General features: G+C 66.1%; 2 protein-coding genes and 1 pseudogene. All 3 read left to right on the top strand.

The annotated features are described in order from the left end of the window. Positions 1-61: 61 nt before the first annotated feature. Positions 62-3,142, top strand: a pseudogene (locus VXM67_RS18345) (amino acid adenylation domain-containing protein); the annotation flags it as partial. Between the two features lie 137 nt (positions 3,143-3,279). Further along, complete coding sequence (locus tag VXM67_RS18340) at positions 3,280-9,753, top strand: amino acid adenylation domain-containing protein (protein ID WP_367237263.1); 6,474 nt, start codon at positions 3,280-3,282, stop codon at positions 9,751-9,753. Further along, complete coding sequence (locus VXM67_RS18335; protein WP_367237262.1) at positions 9,750-21,590, top strand: amino acid adenylation domain-containing protein; 11,841 nt, start codon at positions 9,750-9,752, stop codon at positions 21,588-21,590. The genes VXM67_RS18340 and VXM67_RS18335 overlap by 4 nt, the downstream gene beginning before the upstream one ends. Positions 21,591-21,599: the final 9 nt, after the last annotated feature.

Here is a 21,599-nt window from a genome sequence, read left to right as displayed (position 1 = left end):
CCAGGCCGGTGTCAACGTAGCCCGCCTGCCGATCGTGCCGGCTCTGGAGCAGGGGCCGCAGCCGCTGTCCTACGCCCAGCAGCGCCAGCACTTCCTGTGGCAGCTGGAGCCGACCAGCAGCGCTTACAACATCCCGGCAGTGCTGCGTTTGCACGGTGCCCTCGACAGGGCTGCGCTGCAGGCCGGCCTTGACGACCTGGTGCGTCATCAGGGCAGCTTGCGCACACGCTTCATCGAGCACCAGGGACAGGTTTGCCAGGTGATCGACGAGGCACTGCGCCTGACGCTGGTGGTCGATGAACTGGGCGCGAACGAAGACACCGAGTCAGCGATCAAGGCCTATGCCGAACATTGCACCGGCCAGCCATTCGACCTGATGCAGGGGCCGCTGGCCCGGATCAATCTGCTGCGCGTCGGGTCGGACGACCATGTGCTGGTGCTGGCCTTGCACCACAGCATCGCCGATGGCTGGTCGGTCAACGTGCTGGTCGAACAGTGGCTTGCCTGCTACGCCAGCCGCTTGCAGGGCCAGCCCGCGCCACTGGACGATGTGCCGATCCAGTATCCCGACTATGCCGCCTGGCAACGCCAATGGCTGGAGTCGGGGGAGGGGGATCGCCAGCTGGCTTATTGGAAGGGCCACCTGGGCGAGGCGCCTGAAGTGTTGACCCTGCCCAGCGACCGGCCACGTCCGACCCAGGCCAGCCATCAGGGCGCGGTGCTCGACCTGAACGTTGCGCCGGCATTGCTGGATGGGCTCAAAGCGTTGGCGCAGCGCCAGGATGTGAGTCTGTTCATGCTGTTGCTGGCGTCGTTCCAGCTACTGTTGCACCGCTACAGCGGGCAGGCTGAAATCCTTGTGGGCGTGCCGGTGGCCAACCGTAACCGAATGGAGACCGAGCGACTCATCGGCTTCTTCGTCAACACCCAGGTGATGAAGGCGCGCATCGACGGTCTGCAGCCTTTTACAGCCTTGCTGGCGCAGGTGCGCGAAGCGGCCCAGCAGGCCCAGGCTCATCAGGACCTGCCCTTCGAGCAACTGGTCCAGGCGCTGCAGCCGCAGCGCAGCATGAGCCACAGCCCGCTGTTCCAGGTGATGTTCAACCATCAACTGGAGGGCGCTGGCCAGCGCCTGGCAGTGCCGGGACTGAAAGTGCGGCAGGTGACTCGCGATGAGCGCTCGGCACAGTTCGACCTGAGCCTGGATACCGTCGAAAGCCCCACCGGGCTGGTGGCCAGCCTGACCTACGCCACCGACCTGTTCGACCGCTGCAGCGCCGAGCGCCTGCTAGGTCATTGGCACAACTTGCTGCAGGGCATCGTGGCCAACCCCTGCGAACGGGTGCAAGCCTTGCCATTGTGCGATGCCAGCGAGTTGCAGCAGTGGGTGCAGGGCATCAACGCCACCTTCGTCGATTACCCGTCGGATACCTGCGTCCACAACTTGATCGAAGCTCAGGCGCAGAACACCCCGGATGCGGTTGCGTTGGTGTTCGGCGACCGCCAGTTGAGCTACCGCGAGCTGGACCAGCAGGCCAACCAGTTGGCGCACCGACTGATCGAGCATGGCGTCGGCCCCGATGTGCTCGTCGGTATTTGCATGGAGCGCAGTGTCGAGATGGTGGTGAGCCTGCTGGCGGTGCTCAAGGCCGGTGGCGCCTATGTGCCGCTGGACCCTGAATACCCGCGCGAGCGCCTGGCCTATATGGTCGAGGACAGCGGTATCGCATTGCTGCTGACTCAATCGCACCTGCGCGCTCAACTGCCGGTGCCGACCTCGATGCGTGTCCTGAATGTGGATGAGCAGGACTACCTTGCGTGCTCCACCGAGGCTACCGGCGTACAGCCGCAGCCAGAAAACCTGGCCTACGTGATCTACACCTCCGGCTCCACCGGCAAACCCAAGGGGGCCGGCAACCGTCACAAGGCCCTGAGCAACCGCCTGTGCTGGATGCAGCAGGCCTATGGCCTGGATGCCACGGATGCCGTGCTGCAGAAAACCCCGTTCAGTTTCGATGTGTCGGTGTGGGAGTTCTTCTGGCCACTGATGGTCGGCGCCCGCCTGGTCGTTGCCGCGCCGGGCGATCACCGCGAGCCGGCGCGCCTGGTGCGGTTGATCGAGCAGCAGGGCATCACCACGCTGCACTTCGTGCCGTCGATGCTGCAGGTGTTCCTGCAGGATGAAGGGGTGTCGCGCTGCACCAGCCTGTCGCGCATCGTGTGCAGTGGCGAGGCATTGCAGGTCGATGCCCAGCAGCAGGTGTTCGCCAAGCTGCCCAACGCTGCACTGTACAACCTGTATGGCCCGACCGAGGCCGCCATCGACGTGACCCACTGGACCTGCCGCGACGAAGGCCTGGACAGCGTGCCCATCGGCCAGCCGATCGCCAACCTCAGCGCCTACGTGCTGGCCGACGATCTGTCGCCGCTGCCAGCGGGGCTGGTGGGCGAGCTGTACCTGGGTGGCGAAGGCCTGGCGCGAGGCTACCACCGCCGTCCGGGGCTGACCGCCGAGCGCTTCGTCGCCAGCCCGTTCGGCACCGGCCAGCGCCTGTACCGCACCGGCGACCTGGCCCGCCAGCGCGCCGACGGGGTGATCGAGTACAGGGGGCGCATCGACCACCAGGTGAAGATTCGTGGTTTGCGGATCGAGCTGGGCGAGATCGAAGCACGCCTGCTGGAGCAGGACGAAGTCCGCGAAGCGGCGGTGCTGGCGGTCGGCAGCGGTGCTGACACGCAGCTGGCCGCCTATGTGGTGGCGCACCAGCCAGATTCGCTGCAGTTGGGCGAGCAGCTCAAGGCGCGTCTGCGCAGTCTGCTGCCCGACTACATGGTGCCCACGTACCTGGTGCTGCTGACCAGCCTGCCGCTGAGCCCCAACGGCAAGCTCGACCGCAAGGCCTTGCCGACACCCGACAGCAGCCTGCGCCAACAGGCCTATGTGGCGCCGCAGACCCCCTTGCAGGAACAGTTGGCGCAGGTCTGGCAGACCCTGCTCAAGCTCGAACGGATCGGCCTGCACGACAACTTCTTCGACCTCGGCGGCCATTCGCTGCTGGCGACCCAGATGTTGATGCAGATCCGCCAGCAGCTGGGGCTCGACGTGCCACTCAAGGTCCTGTTCCAGAGTGACAGCCTCGAGCAGTTCGCCGAGCAGGTGAAGCAGTTGCAAACAGACGTCCAGCCCGTCGAAGACGAGTTGGCTAAATCCTTGGAGGCCCTCAAACGTCTATCAGCACAAGAGCTTGAAAGTCTGATTTCCTAGTTTGGGGGTTGCGCGTGCAAAAGTTGATCGAGTCGGTGGAAGGGCTGTCCTTGACCGAGAGGAAAGCCCTCGCCGTGATGCTTGGGAAGAAAGGGATCAATCTGTTCGGCATAGCGCCGATCTTCAAGCGTGATGCCTCCCAGCCACTGCTTTTGTCCTATGCGCAGGAACGTCTGTGGTTTCTCTGGCAGTTGGACCCGCAGGGCAGCGCCTACACCATGTCGTCGGTGCTGCGTCTGCAAGGTGCGCTGGATGGTGATGCCTTGCAGGCTGCCTTCGACGAACTGGTCGCTCGTCACGAATCGCTGCGCACCCGGTTCACCGAGGTCGACGGGCAGGCCGTGCAGTTGGTCGATGCCCACGCCCGCATCCTGGTCGAGCAGCAGACGGTGGTTGACCCGGCAGGTGTGGCCGAACTGGTCGAGGCTCACGGCCAGCAGCCCTTCGACCTGCGCCAGGGGCCACTGCTGCGGGTGAAATTGCTGCGCGTGGATGACCAGCAGCATGTGCTGTCGCTGGTCCAACACCATATCGTTTCCGATGGCTGGTCGATGCGTATCATGATCGACGAGCTGATCACGCTGTACCGCGCCCGGGTGACGGGTACTCCGGCGGTACTAGCGCCTCTGCCGGTGCAGTACGCCGACTACGCCCTGTGGCAGCGTAGCTGGATGGATGCCGGCGAACGCGACCGCCAGCAGGCCTATTGGCAGCGACAACTCGGCGGCCAGCAGCCGGTGCTGGAGCTGCCCACCGACTTCCCACGGCCCCAGGCCCTAAGCTATCGCGGCGACCGCGTGGATTTCCGGCTGTCCATGGCGCTGACCCAGGGCCTCAAGGCGCTGGCCCGGCGCGAAGGCGTCACCCTTTATACCTTGCTGCTGGCTGCCTTCCAGGCCCTGCTGTACCGCTATAGTGGCCAGCAGGACGTGCGGGTCGGGGTGCCGGTGGCCGGGCGCAACCGGCCCGAGGTCGAGCGCCTGATCGGCTTTTTCGTCAATACCCAGGTGCTGCGTGCGCAGGTCGATGGCAGCCGGCCGTTCACCGAGCTGCTGGCCCAGGTGCGCCAAGCGACCCAGCAGGCCCAGCAATACCAGGACCTGCCGTTCGAACAACTGGTCGAACTGCTGCAGCCGCAACGCAGCATGAGCCACAGCCCGCTGTTCCAGGTCATGCACAACCACCGCGGCGAGGACCTCGACCCGGCATCGGTCACCCGCTTGCCTGGCCTTGAGGTGAGCAACTTCGAGGCCCGCCAGCAGACCGCCCAGTTCGACCTGACCCTGGAAACCGTCGAAACGCCTGAGGGCCTAGGTGCCTCGCTGGTGTTTGCCAGCGACCTGTTCACCCGCACCACGGTAGAGCGCCTGGGCCGCCATTGGCAGAACCTGCTGCACGGACTGCTGGCCGACGCCTCGGCGCGGGTCGATGCCTTGCCGCTGTTCGATGCCCACGACCTGCAACGGTTGATCGATGGCAACAACGCTACCGCCCTGGCCGTGCCGCCACTGACGGTACACCAACTGTTCGCGGCGCAGGCGGTGCGTACCCCGGATGCACCGGCGCTGGCGTTCGACGATAACCTGCTGAGCTATGCAGCACTCAATCGGCGCGCCAACCAGTTGGCCCACCGCCTGATCGCGCTGGGTGTGGGGCCCGAGGTGAGGGTAGGCCTGTCGGTTGAGCGCGGTTTGGACCTGGTGGTGGGCCTGCTGGCGATTCTCAAGGCAGGGGGGGCTTACATTCCACTGGACCCGACCTACCCGCAGGCGCGCCTGGACTACATGATCGACGCCAGCGGCATGGGCCTATTACTGACCCACCAGGCCCTGGCCCCCCGCTTCGAGGGCCGTGGCCCGCAGTTGCTGTGCCTGGACCGACTGCCCGAGGCAACGCTGGCACAGGATGACCCGCCACTGCTCCCGCCTGCCGAATCGGCGGCCTACGTGATCTATACCTCCGGCTCTACCGGCAACCCCAAGGGCGTGGTGGTCAGTCACCAGGCCTTGGCCAACTTCGTCGCCAGCATGGCGCAGCAACCTGGCCTGGAGGCGGGTGACCGGATGCTGTCACTGACGACCTTCTCGTTCGATATCTTTGGCCTGGAGCTGTACCTGCCGTTGACCCGTGGCGCCCAGGTGGTGCTGGCCGGCCAGGACATCGCCCAGGACCCGGCCGCTGCATTGGCGCTTGCCCGGCGCTGGTCGGTGACGGCCCTGCAGGCCACGCCCTCGACCTGGCGCATGTTGCTCGACCATGGCGACACTCAGGCGCTTCAGGGCTGCAAGTGCCTGTGTGGGGGGGAAGCCCTGTCGCCAGCGTTGGCTGCGCGCATGCTCGAAGCCATCGGCCCGGTATGGAACCTCTATGGACCGACCGAGACCACCATCTGGTCGGCCCGCTACCGGCTGGACGCCGAGCACCCACGGCCGCTGCTCGGTCAGCCGATCGGTAACACCCAGCTGTACGTGGTCGGTGCCGACTTCAGCCCGGTACCCGCGGGTGTGGCGGGTGAGTTGATGATCGGTGGCCAGGGCCTGGCCCGTGGTTATCTGCATCGCGCCTCGCTCACGGCCGAGCGCTTCCTGCCCAATCCGTTCTCCAACCAGGGCGAGCGGTTGTACCGTACTGGGGACGTGGCGCGGGTGAGTGCTGCCGGTGAGTACGAGTACATCGGTCGTGCCGACCACCAAGTGAAAATTCGCGGTTTTCGCATCGAACTGGGCGAGATCGAATCGGCCTTGCTGGCCTGCGAGGCGGTGCGCGAGGCAGCGGTGCTCGCCCAGCCTGGTATCGGCGGCGATCAGTTGGTGGGTTATGTCGTGGTGCACGATACCGCATTGGTCGACGCCGACAGCATCACCCAAAACACCGTTCGCGAGCAGCTCAAAGGCCAGCTCAAGGCGCAGTTGCCGGCGTACATGGTGCCGGCGCAAGTGATGTTCGTGGCGGCCATGCCGCTGACCCCAAACGGTAAACTGGACCGCAAGGCGCTGCCTGAACCGGACGCCAGCCAATCGCAACAGGACTATGTGGCGCCGCGTACCGCGCTGGAGCAGCAGTTGGCTGTGATCTGGCAAACCTTGCTCAAGCTCGAGCGGGTCGGCCTGCACGACAACTTTTTCGATCTTGGCGGGCACTCGCTGCTGGTCACGCAGCTGGTGTCGCGCATCCGTGACGAACTGGGCCGCGAGGCAAGCCTGCGCCAGGTCTTCGAAACCAGCACCTTGCAAGCCCAGGCCGCCATGCTCGACGCCTTGCAGACCAGGGGCGGCCCCGCAATCACCCGTGCACCGCGCGAAGGCGCGTTGCCGTTGTCGTATGCCCAGGAGCGTCTGTGGTTCCTCTGGCAGATGCAGCCTTACAGTGCCGCCTACCACTTACCGCGTGCCCTGCGTCTGCGCGGTACATTGAACATCCCGGCCTTGCGTGCCAGTTTCGACACGCTGGTCGCCCGCCACGAGCCGCTGCGGACCACCTTCGCCCATGACGCCGACGGCGTGCATCAGGTGGTGCATGCCACGCTGCCCGTGCAGCTTCAGGTCCATGCCCGCGCCCAGGTCGATGATAGTGTGCAAATCAGCCGCTTCATCGACGAGCAGGTGCGCCAGCCGTTCGACCTGGTCAGTGGGCCGTTGCTGCGCGTGGCGCTGTTGCCGCTGGGCGCGCAGGACCACCTGCTGGTGCTGACCCAGCACCACATCGTGTCCGATGGCTGGTCGATGCAGGTGATGGTCGATGAATTGGTGCGCAGCTACGCCGCCGAGGTCCAAGGCCGTGATCCAGGCTTTGCCGCCTTGCCGATCCAGTACGTCGACTACGCCCTATGGCAGCGCCACCGCATGGAGGGTGGCGAGCGCGAGCGGCAGTTGCAGTACTGGCGTTCACAACTGGGTGAGCGCCAACCCGTGCTGCAACTGCCGGGCGACCGTGCTCGCCCGGCGCAGCCGAGCCTGCGTGGCGGCCAGCGTGAACTGCGACTGGAGGCACCGTTGTGCGAAGGCCTGCGCCAGCTTGCCCAGCGCCATCAGGCGACGGTGTTCATGGTCTTGCTCGCCGGGTTCCAGGCGCTGCTGCACCGCTACAGCGGCCAGGACGATATCCGCGTCGGTGTGCCGGTGGCCAACCGTAACCGCCAGGAAACCGAAGGCCTGCTCGGCGTGTTCATCAACACCTTGGTCATGCGTGCCCATGTCGAAGGCCGCCTGCCTCTCGGGCAACTGATCGAGCAGGTACGCCAGACCACCTTGCAGGCCCAGGACCACCAGGACCTGCCGTTCGAGCAACTGGTCGAAGCCCTGCAGCCTGAGCGCAGCCTGAGCCATACCCCGTTGTTCCAGGTGCTGTTCAACCATCGCGCCCAGGCCACCCAGGCGCAGGTCCCGGTGGTCGATGGCTTGAACATCGAACCCTTGGCCGCCGACGTTCAGGAGGCCAAGTTCGACCTCAACCTTGAAACTGTCGAAACCCCTGAAGGCGTGATCGCCACCCTGGTATATGCTGCCGACCAGTTCGACAGTGACACCGCCGAGCGCCTGTTGGACGATTGGCACCGCCTGTTGCAGGCGATGGTGGCCGACGCTGCCCAGCCGGTCGGCGCGGTGCAGCTGGGCAGCGAGGCGTCGCGTCGCTCGCTGGCCACCCTGTGCCAGGGCGAGGTGCGCACAGACAGCCAGGCGCTTCAGGTCGTGCAGCGGTTCGAAGCGCAGGCACGGGCCAATCCGTCCAGGGTCGCGCTGGTGTGGGGCGCGCAGCGCCTGAGCTACGGCGAACTCGACCAGCGCGCCGGCGACCTGGCCGTGTACCTGCAAGCCAACGGTGTCGGCCCGGAAACCGTGGTGGCGATTGCCGCCGAGCGCTCGGCGCACTTCGTGGTCGGCCTGCTGGCGGCATTCAAGGCCGGTGCCGCATTCCTGCCGCTGGACATGCGGGCACAACCTGCGCGTACCGGGCAAATGCTTGAGGACAGCCAGGCGTGTCTGTTGCTGGGCCCTGCCGCATGGTTGGCTGAACACGCCACCTTGCCCGCCCTGCGCAGCCTTGCCTTCGAACAGATAGCCCAGTTGCCCCAGGGCAGTTCACCGAGAGCCGTGCCGCGTGATGCCGACATGGCTGCCTACGTGATCTTCACTTCAGGCTCCACCGGTCGCCCCAAAGGTGTGCTGGTCAGTCAGAGGGCGCTGGCCGACTACCTGGTTTCGGCGCTGGCGGTGCTGCCACTGGAGGAGGTGGAGCACATGGCGCTGGCCTCCACCCTGGCCGCCGACCTGGGCTACACCACCTTGTTCGCGGCCCTGTGCAGCGGCCGCAGCCTGCACCTGCTCGACGAGCAACTGGCCATGGACCCGCAGGGCATGGCGCACTACATGAGTCGCGAAGCGATCGACTTGATCAAGCTGGTGCCTTCGCACCTGCAATCGTTGCTCAAGGTGGCAGAGCCGGGCACGGTGCTGCCGCGTCGCTGCCTGGTGCTGGGAGGCGAAGCCAGCAGTGTCGAGTTGATTGCCCAGGTTCGGCAACTGGCGCCAGCGTGCCGGGTGGTCAACCACTACGGTCCTAGCGAAACCACCATCGGTGTGCTTGCCATGGAACTGCCGGCCGCTGCGCACCAGCAGCCCGTGCCGTTGGGGCGCCCGCTGTTCAACGTGCGCCTGCAACTGCTGGATGCTGAGCTCAATGCAGTGGCCGAAGGGGTGCATGGCGAGTTGTACGTAGGCGGGCCAAGCCTGGCCCGCGGTTACCTGGGGCGGCCTGGGCTGACCGCCGAACGCTTCGTCCCCGACCCGCAGGCTCGCCAGGGCGAGCGGCTTTACCGCACCGGCGACCGGGTGCGTGTCCACCACGGCGCTATCCATACCCTTGGCCGTACCGACGATCAGCTGAAGATCCGCGGTTACCGGGTCGAACCCGCTGAAGTCGCCGCCTGCCTGCGCGGGATGGCGCAGTTGCTCGATGCCGCCGTGGTCGCCCGCGACACCCAGCAGGGCCAGCAACTGGTGGCCTACGTGGTGGCGTCGGCAGAGGCCGGCGGGCTGCGCGAGCACGTGCAGGCTTACCTGCGTCGGTACCTGCCCGAACACATGATCCCGGCCCATGTGGTCAACCTTGCGGCCTTGCCGCTGACCGCCAACGGCAAGCTCGACCGCCAGGCCCTGCCAGCCCCGGATCTGGACGCCGCCCACGTGGCGTACCTGGCGCCACAGACCCCGCTGCAGGAACAGGTCGCGCAGATCTGGCAAGACGTGCTCAAGGTCGAGCGGGTAGGGCTGGGCGACAACTTCTTCGAACTGGGCGGCCATTCGCTTTTGGTCATGGGCGTGCTGTCGCGCCTGCAACTGGAGCTGGGCATCAGCGCCGCACCGCAGTTGATGTTCCAGTTCCCGGTACTCAATGAATTCGTCGATCACCTGGAGCCGCCCGCTGGCGTGCTGGATGCGGACCGTTTGAATCGACTGGAAAGTTTGCTGGATGAGGTGGATGAAGCATGATGGACAATAACGCAGCTGCACTGAAGATCGCCGAGCGCTTCATCCTGCTACCGCTGGAAAAACGCCGGATCTACTTGCAGAAAATGGCTCAGGAGGGCATTTCCCCGGCCAACCTGCCCATCCCCCGCACCCGTGGCCACTTCGAGCATGTACCGCTGTCGTTCGCCCAGCAGCGCCAGTGGTTCATCTGGCAGCTGGAACCGCACAGCAGCGCCTACGCCATTGCGCGCGCGCTACGCCTGCATGGCACCCTGGACCTTGCAGCGCTCGAAGGTGCCTTCGCCCACCTGATCGCCCGTCACGAGCCGCTGCGCAGCACGTTCCACGAACACGATGGCCAGGCGATACAGGTGATCGCCGAGCCGAGCGCGCCGAACATCGTCGCCGAGCCGCTGGCGTGCTCGGCCGACCCCGCGCAGCGCGACCAACAGATTCGCGCCGCGGTGCAAGCGGAAACCCTGCGGCCGTTCGACCTCGGCACCGGCCCCTTGCTGCGGGTCAAGCTGCTGCGCCTGGCCGCTGACGATCATGTGCTGGTACTGACCCAGCACCACATCGTCTCCGATGGTTGGTCGATGCAGATCATGGTAGACGAGCTGGTCCGGGTGTACGCCGCGCTCAGCAGTGGTGGCAGCATCGACTTGCCGGCGCTGCCGATCCAGTATGCCGACTACGCCATCTGGCAGCGTCACTGGATGGAAGCCGGTGAGCAGGAACGCCAGTTGAGCTACTGGCGCGACCAGCTTGGTACGACCCAACCGGTGTTGGAGCTGCCGACCGACTACCCGCGCCCGGCAGTGCAGAGCCTGCAGGGCGCACGCTTGCAGGTACCCTTCAGCCGTGTACTCAGCGACCAGCTCAAGGCCCTGGCGCAGGCGCAGGGCGCCAGCCTGTTCATGGTGCTGCTGGCTTCGTTCCATACCCTGTTGTACCGCTACAGCGGCCAGCAGGACATCCGTATCGGCGTGCCGTTGGCCAACCGTAACCGGGTGGAAACCGAGCACCTGATCGGCTTTTTCGTCAACACCCAGGTCATCAAGGCCGAACTGCAGGGCGAGATGAGCTTCCTCGACCTGCTCGCACAGGTACGCGCCACCACCCTGCAGGCCCAGCAGCACCAGGAGTTGCCATTCGAGCAGTTGGTCGAAGCCCTGCAGCCTGAGCGCAGCCTCAGCTACAACCCGCTGTTCCAGGTGATGTACAACCACCAGAGCGCAGGCAACGGCGCCGGCCAGTCACTGGGCCGGCTACCGGGCCTGAGCGTGGAGGGCCTGGAGTGGGAGATTCGCAGTGCCCACCTGGACCTTACGCTGGACACCGTGGAAGGTCCCGAGGGGCTGTCGGCCAAGCTGATCTACGCCACCGACCTGTTCAGCCCGGCGACCGCCCAGCGCCTGGTGGATCATTGGCTCAACCTGCTGCATGGCATCGCTGCCAACCCTGGTCAAACCTTGGGAGCCTTGCCGCTGCTCAGCGACGACGAACAGCGCACCCTCCTGCTGGATGGCCAGCCACCCAGCGACGTCCAGGCGCCGCTGGTGCACCAGCGCATCGCCGAACACGCGCGGCTGAGCCCGGATGCGCCTGCCGTGGTGTTTGGCGGGCGGACCCTTTCGTTCGCCCAGCTCGATCAACAGGCCAACCGCCTGGCACATGCGCTGATCGCCCGGGGCGTCGGTCCTGAAACCCGGGTGGCGGTAGCCTTGCCGCGCAGTGAACAGATGATCGTGGCGCTGCTGGCGGTGTTCAAGGCCGGTGCCGCCTACGTGCCACTGGATACCCAGTACCCCCGCGAGCGCCTGGCCTATCTGATGGGCGACGCCGGCATTGGCCTGCTGCTCACCGATAGCCGCCTGCAAGCGCGACTGCCGGTGCCCGAGCAGGCCGCCGTGCTGCTGCTCGACTGCCTCGACCTGAGCGCCATGCCATCCCTGGCACCCGAGGTCGACGTCGACCCGCGCAACCTCGCCTATGTGATCTACACCTCCGGTTCCACCGGCCAGCCCAAAGGCGTGGCGGTCAGCCACGGCCCACTGGCCATGCACTGTCGCGCCATCGGTGAGCGCTACGAGATGGGTGCCGACGATTGCGAGCTGCTGTTCATGTCGTTCGCCTTCGACGGTGCCCAGGAGCGCTGGCTGACCGCCCTGACCCACGGCGCGCGCCTGCTGGTGCGTGACGACAGCCTGTGGACCCCTGAACAGACCTACCGGCGGATGCACCAACATGGCGTGACCGTGGCAGCGTTCCCTCCGGTGTACCTGCAGCAGTTGGCCGAACATGCCGAGCGCGAAGGCAACCCGCCGGCGGTGCGGGTCTACTGCTTTGGTGGCGATGCAGTACCGCAGGCGAGTTTCGAACTGGTCAAGCGGGTGCTGCGCCCGCGGTACATCATCAATGGTTACGGCCCCACCGAAACCGTGGTCACGCCGCTGATCTGGAAGGCTGCCGCCGACGATGTGTGTGCGGCGGCGTATGCGCCGATCGGTACGCGCATTGGCCACCGGCGCACCTGCATTCTCAACCTTGAACTGAACCTGCTGCCGCCCGGTGCCAAGGGCGAACTGTACCTGGGCGGGGAAGGGCTGGCCCGTGGTTACCTGGACCGGCCTTCGCTGACCGCCGAGCGCTTCGTACCCGACCCGTTCGATGGGCAGGGCGGGCGCCTGTATCGTACTGGCGACCTGGTCTGCCAGCGCCAGGATGGCGTGTTCGACTACCTCGGCCGGATCGACAACCAGGTCAAGATCCGTGGTTTCCGCATCGAGTTGGGTGAAGTCGAGGCGCGTCTGCAAGGCTTGGCCGAAGTTGCCGACGCCGTGGTCGCGGCCCAGGACGGCAATACCGGCAAGCAGTTGGTCGGCTATGCGATCGTCCAGCCTGGCACCGCTCGCGAAGGATTGGACGAGCGCCTGCGCAGCCAGCTCAAGGCGCTGCTGCCCGACTACATGGTGCCGGCCCACATACTGTTCCTTGATCACTTCCCGGTCACGCCCAACGGCAAGCTCGACCGCAAGGCCTTGCCCAAGCCGGACGCCAGCATGTTGCAACACAGCTATGTGGCGCCGCGCTCCGAGCTTGAGCGGCGCATCGCCGAGATCTGGCAGTCGGTGCTCAAGCTTGAACGGGTCGGCTTGAGCGACAACTTCTTCGAGCTGGGCGGCGACTCGATCATCTCCATCCAGGTGGTGAGCCGGGCGCGGCAAATCGGCATTCGCTTCACGCCCAAGGACCTGTTCCTGCACCAGACCGTGGAAGGCCTGGCGACGGTGGCTCTGGTCGATGACGGCAGTGCCCGGGTCGACCAAGGGCCAGTGACCGGCCCGCTCACGCTACTGCCGGTACAGCAGGCGTTCTTCGCCGAGCCGATGGCCGAACGTCACCACTGGAACCAGGCCGTGCTGCTGCAACCTCGCCAGCCGCTTGACGCTGTAGCGTTGGGCCGGGCGTTGGACGCGCTGCTCGACCACCATGATGCCCTGCGCCTGCGTTTTGTCGAGCGGGACGGGGTGTGGAGTGCCAGCCATGGCGAGACGGGCCCGCGCCCGCAACTGCTGTGGCAGGTCAGCCCGGAGTCGCTGGAAGCGCTCGACGCCGTGGCCAACCAGGCCCAGGCCAGCCTCGACCTGGCCAGCAGCGAGCTGGTGCGAGCAGTGCTGGCGACGTTGCCCGATGGCAGTCAGCGACTGCTGTTGGCCGTGCATCACCTGGTGGTCGATGGGGTGTCCTGGCGTATCCTGTTCGAGGATTTGCAAAGCGCCTATCAGCAGCTCGTCCAAGGCCAGGCGGTGCGCCTGCCGGCCAAGACCAGTGCATACCAGGCCTGGGCCGCCCAGCTTCAAGCGCATGCCCGCAGCCCACGGTTGCTGCAGGAGCTCGAAGGCTGGCAACAGCGCCTGCAGGGCGCCCCTGAAGGCCTGCCGTGCCGCAACCCGGCGGCCAGTCAGGAAAAACGCCACGCGGTGAGCGTGCATACCGTGCTCGACAAGCCGCTCACCCGCCAACTGCTGCAACGTGCCCCGGCGGCCTACCGGACCCAGGTCAACGACTTGCTGCTGACCGCCCTGGCTCAGGTGCTGTGCGACTGGAGCGGGGACGCCTCGGCGTTGATCCAGCTCGAGGGCCATGGTCGTGAGGGACTGGCCGACGATATCGACCTGACCCGCACCGTGGGCTGGTTCACCAGTGTGTTCCCGGTGCACTTGACCCCGGCCGCCGACATGGGCAGCTCGATCAAACGCATCAAGGAGCAACTGCGCGCCGCGCCCGACAAGGGGCTGGGCTTTGGCGTCCTGCGTTACCTTGCCGACGCTGAGGTGCGTCAGGCCATCGAGGCGCTGCCGGTGCCGCGGGTGACGTTCAACTACCTCGGCCAGTTCGACGGCAGTTTCGATGCCGAGCAGGGCGCACTGTTCACTCCAGCGCCTGAGTCGGCGGGCGAAGAGCAAAGTCCATCGGCGCCGCTGGGCAATTGGCTGACCGTCAATGGTCGTGTCTATGACGGTGAGTTGAGCCTTAACTGGTGTTTCAGCGGTGAGCGCTTCGAACGGCAGGACATGCAGGCGCTGGCCGATGCCTATGGCGCGGCCTTGCGGCGGGTGGTCGAGCACTGCTGCCAGGCCGGTAGCCAGGGCGTGACGCCATCGGACTTCCCGTTGGCCCGCCTGAGCCAGGCGCAGCTGGACAGCCTGGCCCTGGAGGCCGGGCAGATCGAGGACATCTACCCGCTGTCGCCGATGCAACAGGGCATGCTGTTCCACAGCCTTTATGAACAAGGCGACGGGCACTACATCAATCAACTGTGCCTGGAAGTGCGCGGGCTCGATCCGCAGCGTTTCGTCCAGGCCTGGCAGGCGATGCTCGATCGTCACGACATTCTGCGCACGGGCTTTGTCTGGGGTGGGCTGTTCGAGCAGCCGGTACAGGTGGTGCGCAAGCACCTGCAACTGCCATTCGCCGAGCACGACTGGCGCCAGGAGGCCGACCAGCCAGCGCGCCTTGCCGCATTGCTGGCCAGCGAGCGTGAACGCGGTTTTGACGTCGCCCAGGCACCTTTGCTGCGCCTGGTGCTGGTACGCACCGGCGAGGACAGCTACCAGGTGATCTACACCAACCACCACGTGCTGATGGACGGCTGGAGCAACTCGCAATTGCTGGGCGAGGTGCTGCAGGACTATTCCGGCCAGCCCGCGCAGCATCAGCCGGGGCGTTTCCGCGATTACATCGCCTGGCTGCAGCAGCGTGACGCGGAGCGTGGCAAGGCGTTCTGGGAGGGGCGACTGCGCCACCTAGGCGAGCCAACCCGGCTGGTGCCGGCCATGGCCGGGGGCAAGTTGCCTGGGCTGAGTGGCCAGGGTCACTGCGCCCGCCTGCTGGACTTGGCGAGCACCCAGCAACTGGCCGACTTTGCCCGCCAGCAGCGGGTGACCCTCAACACCCTGGTGCAAGCTGCCTGGTTGCTGCTGTTGCAGCGCTACACTGGCCTCGACACCGTGGTCTTCGGGGCCACCGTGGCGGGCCGCCCGGCAGAGCTCAAGGGCGTCGAACACCAGATCGGCCTGTTCATCAACACCTTGCCGGTGATTGCCCCGATTCGCCCGGACATGCCCCTGAGCGCCTGGCTGCAGGCGCTGCAGGACGACAACCTGGCCCTGCGTGAGCATGAGCACACCGCGCTGTTCGACGTGCAGCGCTGGGCCGGCCTGGAAGGACAGTCGCTGTTCGACAACCTGTTGGTGTTCGAGAACTACCCGGTGGCGCAAGCCTTGCAGGAAGGGGCGCCGCAAAGCCTGGTCTTCGGCGAGGTGGACGTTCATGAACAGACCAACTACCCACTGACCCTGGCAGTGAACCTGGGCCACACCCTGTCGCTCAACATCAACTACGACCGCGCCTGTGTCGGTGAAGCCAGCGTCGAGCGCTTGCTTGGTCAAATGGCGCGCCTGCTCTCGCAGATGACTGGCAACCCCGGGCGGGCCGTGGGCGAATTCCAGGTGCTGGACGCCGATGAGCACGAGCGTGTCATCCGTCAGTGGAACGCCACTGAGGTGCGTTACCCCGAGGAATTCGCCGTGCACCGGCTGTTCGAGCGTCAAGCCCAGGTGCAGCCCGAGGCGATCGCCGTGGTCAGTGGAGCGCACAGCCTGAGCTACCACGCACTCAACCAATGTGCCAACCGGCTGGCCTTGGACCTTACCGCCAGCGGCGTTGGCCCTGACGTGCTGGTCGGCGTGGCTGCCGAACGCAGCCTGGAAATGGTCATCGCCCTGCTGGCCATCCTCAAGGCCGGCGGCGCCTACGTGCCGCTCGACCCCGAGTACCCGCAGCACCGCCTGGCCTACATGATCGAGGACAGCGGCATTGAGCTGCTGCTGACCCAGGCTCATCTGCTCGCCACCCTGCCGGTTGGCGATGCGTTGCGCGTGCTGACGCTGGAAGGGTGTGCCGAGCTGCACGAAGGCGTCGAGCTCGGCGACCCCCAAGTCGTGCTAAGCCCTGAGAACCTTGCCTATGTGATCTACACCTCCGGCTCCACCGGCAAGCCAAAAGGCGCCGGTAACCCCCACCGTGGCCTGGGCAACCGGCTGTACTGGATGCAGCAAGCCTACCCACTGACGTCCCAGGACTGCGTGTTGCAAAAGACCCCGTTCAGCTTCGACGTGTCGGTGTGGGAATTCTTCTGGCCGCTGATGACCGGCGCGCGCCTGGTAATGGCGGCGCCTGGCGATCATCGTGATCCCGCGCGCCTGGTAGCACTGATCGAGGCGCAGCAGGTCACCACCTTGCACTTCGTCCCCTCCATGCTCCAGGCCTTCATGCAGCATCCTGAGTTGTCCGGCTGCGCCAGCCTGCGACAGATCATGTGCAGTGGCGAAGCGTTGCAGGTCGATGCCCAGCAGCGGGTATTCGAGCGCCTGCCTCAGGTGGGGTTGTACAACCTCTATGGTCCGACCGAGGCGGCCATCGACGTCACTCACTGGAGCTGCCGCGACGAAGGTGCCGACACCGTGCCCATCGGCCAGCCCATCGCCAACCTGGCCACCTATGTGCTCGACGGTGAACTGGCACCGGTGCCGGTTGGTGTGACTGGCGAGCTGTACCTGGCCGGTACTGGGCTTGCCCGTGGCTACCACCGCCGCCCGTCCCTGACCGCCGAGCGTTTCGTGGCCAGCCCGTTCGTGTCCGGTGCACGCCTTTATCGCACGGGCGACCTGTGCCGTCAGCGCGCTGATGGGGTCATCGAGTATCTGGGCCGCAGCGATCACCAGGTGAAAATGCGCGGTTTGCGCATCGAACTGGGCGAGATCGAATCGCGACTGCTGGAGCAACCGCAGGTTCGCGAGGCCGTGGTACTCGCCGTCGACCTCAATGGCAGCAAGCGTCTGGTCACCTACCTGGTGCCCAGCGACGCCAACCTGCTGAACGATGTGCAGGCACAGCTGGAGTTGCACGAGACGCTTAGCCAGGCGTTGGCGCGTGACCTGCCGGACTACATGGTGCCGACCCAGACCTTGGTGCTGGCGCGCATGCCGCTCAGCCCCAATGGCAAGCTCGACCGCAAGGCTTTGCCGCGCCCGGATTCCAGCGCAGGCGCTGCTGCCCAGGTGGCGCCGCGCAACGCTCTGGAAGCCAGCCTGGTGCAGATCTGGCAGGACGTATTGGGGCTGGAGCACGTCGGTGTCACCGACAATTTCTTTGCCCTGGGCGGCGACTCGATCATCTCCATCCAGTTGGTCAGCCGCGCGCGTCAGGCGGGTCTTGCCTTCAGCGCCAAGGACCTGTTCCAGCAGCAGACCATCGAGAAACTGGCGCTGTGCTGCGACTGCCGTGACCCGCTGGCGGACACGCAAGCCCCGGCGTTGGTGCTGCATGACCTGAGCGAGGCGCAAGTGGCGGCGTTGCCGATCGAGCATGGGCGAGTCGAGGCACTCTACAGCCTGTCGCCGATGCAGAAGGGCATGCTGTTCCTAGGCCTGAACACCCCAGAAGCTGACCTGTACGTCAATCAATTGAGCATCCCTGTGCAGGGTCTGGATGCCGAGCGATTCGCCGCCGCCTGGGCCGCCGTCAGCCAGCGTCACGCGGTGCTGCGCACGGGCTTCCTGTGGCAGGACCTGGAAGCGCCGCTACAGTTCGTGATGGCCGAGCTGCCGGTACCGTTGACCCGCTACGACTGGCGCAGCGAATACGACATCGAGACGCGGGTCCAGGCGCTGGCCGAGGCCGAGCGCAAGCGTGGCTTCGCCCTCGAGTCACCGCCGTTGCAGCGCCTGGTACTGGTGCGCACTGGCGAGGACAGCCATCAGTTGATCTGGACCTATCACCACATCCTCATCGACGGCTGGAGCACTTCGCAGCTGATGGGCGAGGTGCTGGCCCACTACGCTGGGAAGTCGCTCGAGCCGGTGGTCGCCTATGGCAACTACATCGCCTGGCTGCGCGCCCAGGACGCCGACGCTGCCGAAGGCTTCTGGCGCCATCAGTTGGCGCGACTGGACGAGCCGACCTACCTGGTCAACGGCTTCCCGGTGCAACCAGCAGGGCAGGGCCATCATGCGCTGTACACCCGCCTGGATGCCCCCGCCACCGAGCGGCTCAAGGCGTTCGCCAAGGCCCAGCAGGTCACCCTCAACACCCTGGTGCAGGGCGCCTGGCTGTTGCTGCTCAGCCGCTACAGCGGGCAGCGCACCGTGGCCTTCGGTGCCACCATGGCCGGTCGTCCGGCGAGCCTGGCACACAGCGAGCGTATCCTTGGCCTGTTCATCAACACCTTGCCGGTGATCCAGGAAATTGCGCCAGGCCAGTCGGTCGGCCAGTGGCTGCGCGCGTTGCAGGACTACAACCTGGAGATGCGCGAGTTCGAATACACGCCGCTGAGCGACATCCAGCGCTGGTCGGGCCGTGGGGGCCAGTCGTTGTTCGACAGCATCATCGTGTTCGAGAACCAGCCGGTGGATCGCACCCTGCGCGAAGGGAGCGGCGAATCGCTGCGTTTCGGCGACCTGCAAAGCGCGGGTGTCACCCACTTCCCGATGGACCTGATGGTCACCCTCGAAGAAGGCCTGGTGATCGAATACATGTACATGCGCGAGCACTTCAGCGAGGCGGCAGTGGCGTCGATCCGGGCCAACATGCAGGGCTTGCTGACACGGCTGGCCAGCGACGCCGATCGCTTGCTTGGCGAGATCGGCCTGCCCGAAGGCACGGACCAGCTCGCTGCGACCCGCATGCCAGCGCCGTCGGACGAGCCGGCCTTCGTGCCTGTGCACCAGCGTATCGCCCAGTTGGCCCTGAGCCAGGGACAGCAGCCGGCGTTGCGAGTTGGCGAGCAGGTACTGAACTTCACCGAGCTCGACCGCCGTGCCAATGCCCTGGCCCATGCGCTGATTGCCCGTGGCGTTGGCTCCGAGATCCGCGTAGGCGTGGCGATGCCGCGCAACGCCGGGCAGGTGATCGCCTTGCTGGCGGTGCTCAAGGCTGGCGCGGCGTATGTGCCGCTGGATGCCAGCTATCCGCGTGAGCGCCTGGAGTACCTGATCCACGACTCGGGCATCGCCTTGCTGCTGAGCGAGTCGTCTTTGCTGCCGCGTTTGCCGGTGCCCGCGACGCTGCAGGTGCTGAGCCTCGATACCCTGGCACTGGACGCACAGCCGCACACGGCGCCGCAGGTCGAACTGCACGCCCATAGCCTGGCCTATGTGATCTATACCTCCGGCTCTACCGGCAAGCCCAAAGGCGTGGCGGTCAGCCATGGCCCGCTGGCCATGCATTGCCGGGCCATCGGCGAGCTGTACGAGATGAGCCCGCAGGACTGCGAGCTGCACTTCATGTCGTTTGCCTTCGACGGTGCCCATGAGCGATGGCTGACTACCCTGACCCATGGCGGCAGCCTGTTGTTGCGCGACGACGCGCTGTGGACGCCGGAGCATACCTACCAGGCGATGCAACGCCACGGGGTCACCGTGGCTGCGTTCCCACCGGCCTACCTGCAACAGCTGGCAGATCATGCTGAGCAGGCCGGTCACCCGCCGGCGGTGCGGGTCTACTGCTTCGGTGGCGACGCCGTGCCACAGTCCAGTTACGACCAGGCGCGCCGCGCTTTGCAGCCGCGCTACATCATCAACGGCTATGGCCCGACCGAAACGGTGGTGACGCCACTGCTGTGGAAGGCGGCCGAAGGCCAGGCGTGCGACGCGGCCTATGCGCCGATCGGGCGCTGCGTCGGGGCGCGGGTCGGGTATGTGCTCGACCAGGACCTTAACCCATTGCCGGTCGGCGCTGCCGGTGAACTTTACCTGGGCGGCGAGGGCCTGGCCCGTGGTTACCTGGACCGTGCCGGACAAAGCGCCGAGCGTTTCGTCGCCGACCCGTTCGGTGGCCCCGGCGACCGTCTGTATCGCACCGGCGACCTGGTGCGCCAGCGCGCCGACGGTGTCTACGACTACCTGGGCCGTATCGACAACCAGGTGAAGATTCGCGGTTTCCGCATCGAGCTGGGCGAGATCGAGGCGTGCCTGCGCCAGGCGCCGACCGTGGCCGATGCCGTGGTGGTGGCCCGCGAGGGGGGGAGCGGCAAGCAACTGGTCGCCTACGTGGTGGCGGGCAGCGGTCAGGCAACGGGCCTGGGCGAGACACTGCGGGCGCAACTGCAGCGCAGCCTGCCGGACTACATGGTGCCTGCCCAATGGGTGGTGCTTGAGCGCTTGCCACTGACCCCCAACGGCAAGGTCGACCGCAAGGCGCTGCCAGCACCTGAATCCGTGCGCCAGGGTGATGACTTCGTCGCGCCACGGACTGAACTGCAAACGGCCCTGGCCGAGATCTGGCAAGCCGTGCTGAAAGTCGAGCGAGTCGGCCTGACGGACAACTTCTATGACCTGGGCGGTGATTCGATCCTGAGTTTGCAGGTGATCGCCAAGGCGCGGCGCCTGAAAGCGCTGGGGTTGAACCTGAAGCTGCGCGACCTGGTGCAGAAGCCGACCATCGGCCAGCTGACGGGGGCAGGCGACAGTGCCTCGGCGTCGCCGCTGCTGACCCTCAACAGTGCTGTCGAGCAGGTGCCGCCGTTGTTCTGCGTGCACGCAGGATTCGGCACTGTGTTCGACTACGAGCCGCTGGCCCGGCGCCTGAATGGCAAACGCACGCTGGTCGCCATCAGCAACCGCATGCTGCTCGATGCGCAGTGGCAGGACGACTCGCTGGAGAGCATGGCGCGGGACTACGTCACTTACCTGCGTCAGGCCCAGCCCCAGGGGCCTTATCACTTGGCCGGTTGGTCGCTGGGTGGGACCCTGGCGTTGTTGATGGCGGCCGAGCTTCAAGCGCAGGGCCAGCAGGTGGCCTTCGTCGGCTTGCTCGACAGCTTCGTGCCGTCTGCCCGCCACGGCGAGCACGACGACTGGCTGGAGGACTTGCAGTCCTTCGCCGGGGTGATGCTGCCAGGTGTCACGGTACCGGCCGCGGACGGGCCAGAAAGCCCGGAGACCATTCGCCGGCTGATGGCGCAGATGGTCGTCCAGCGCGACGGCAGTGAGGCGGCCCGGTCGGCCTATGCGGCGTTGGGCAGTGACGAGCTGGTCAATGTGTTCGTGGTGGCCCGCAAGCTCAAGCAGTTGTCGGTGCGGTTGCCGCGCTGCCGCGAAGTGGGGGTAGAACCCGTCAGCTGGTGGGTGCCGGGTCGCGATGCCGAGCGTCAGGCCCTGGCGCAGCAGATCGGTCAGCCGTTGGCCGGTGACGTGCTGCCGTGCGGGCATTTCGAGATCCCCCGTGAGGCAGCCTTGCTCACGGCGCTCGAAGATGCCCTGGATACCCTGACCTTGCCCGTTACGCTCTGCTGACCCTTTCCT

Origin of the sequence: Pseudomonas sp. Rh2, from assembly GCF_040762985.1 — a bacterium.
In the GTDB taxonomy this organism is placed as follows: domain Bacteria; phylum Pseudomonadota; class Gammaproteobacteria; order Pseudomonadales; family Pseudomonadaceae; genus Aquipseudomonas; species Aquipseudomonas taiwanensis.
Note: the sequence above shows the minus strand (reverse complement) of the source record. Positions and strands in the feature narration are given on the sequence as shown.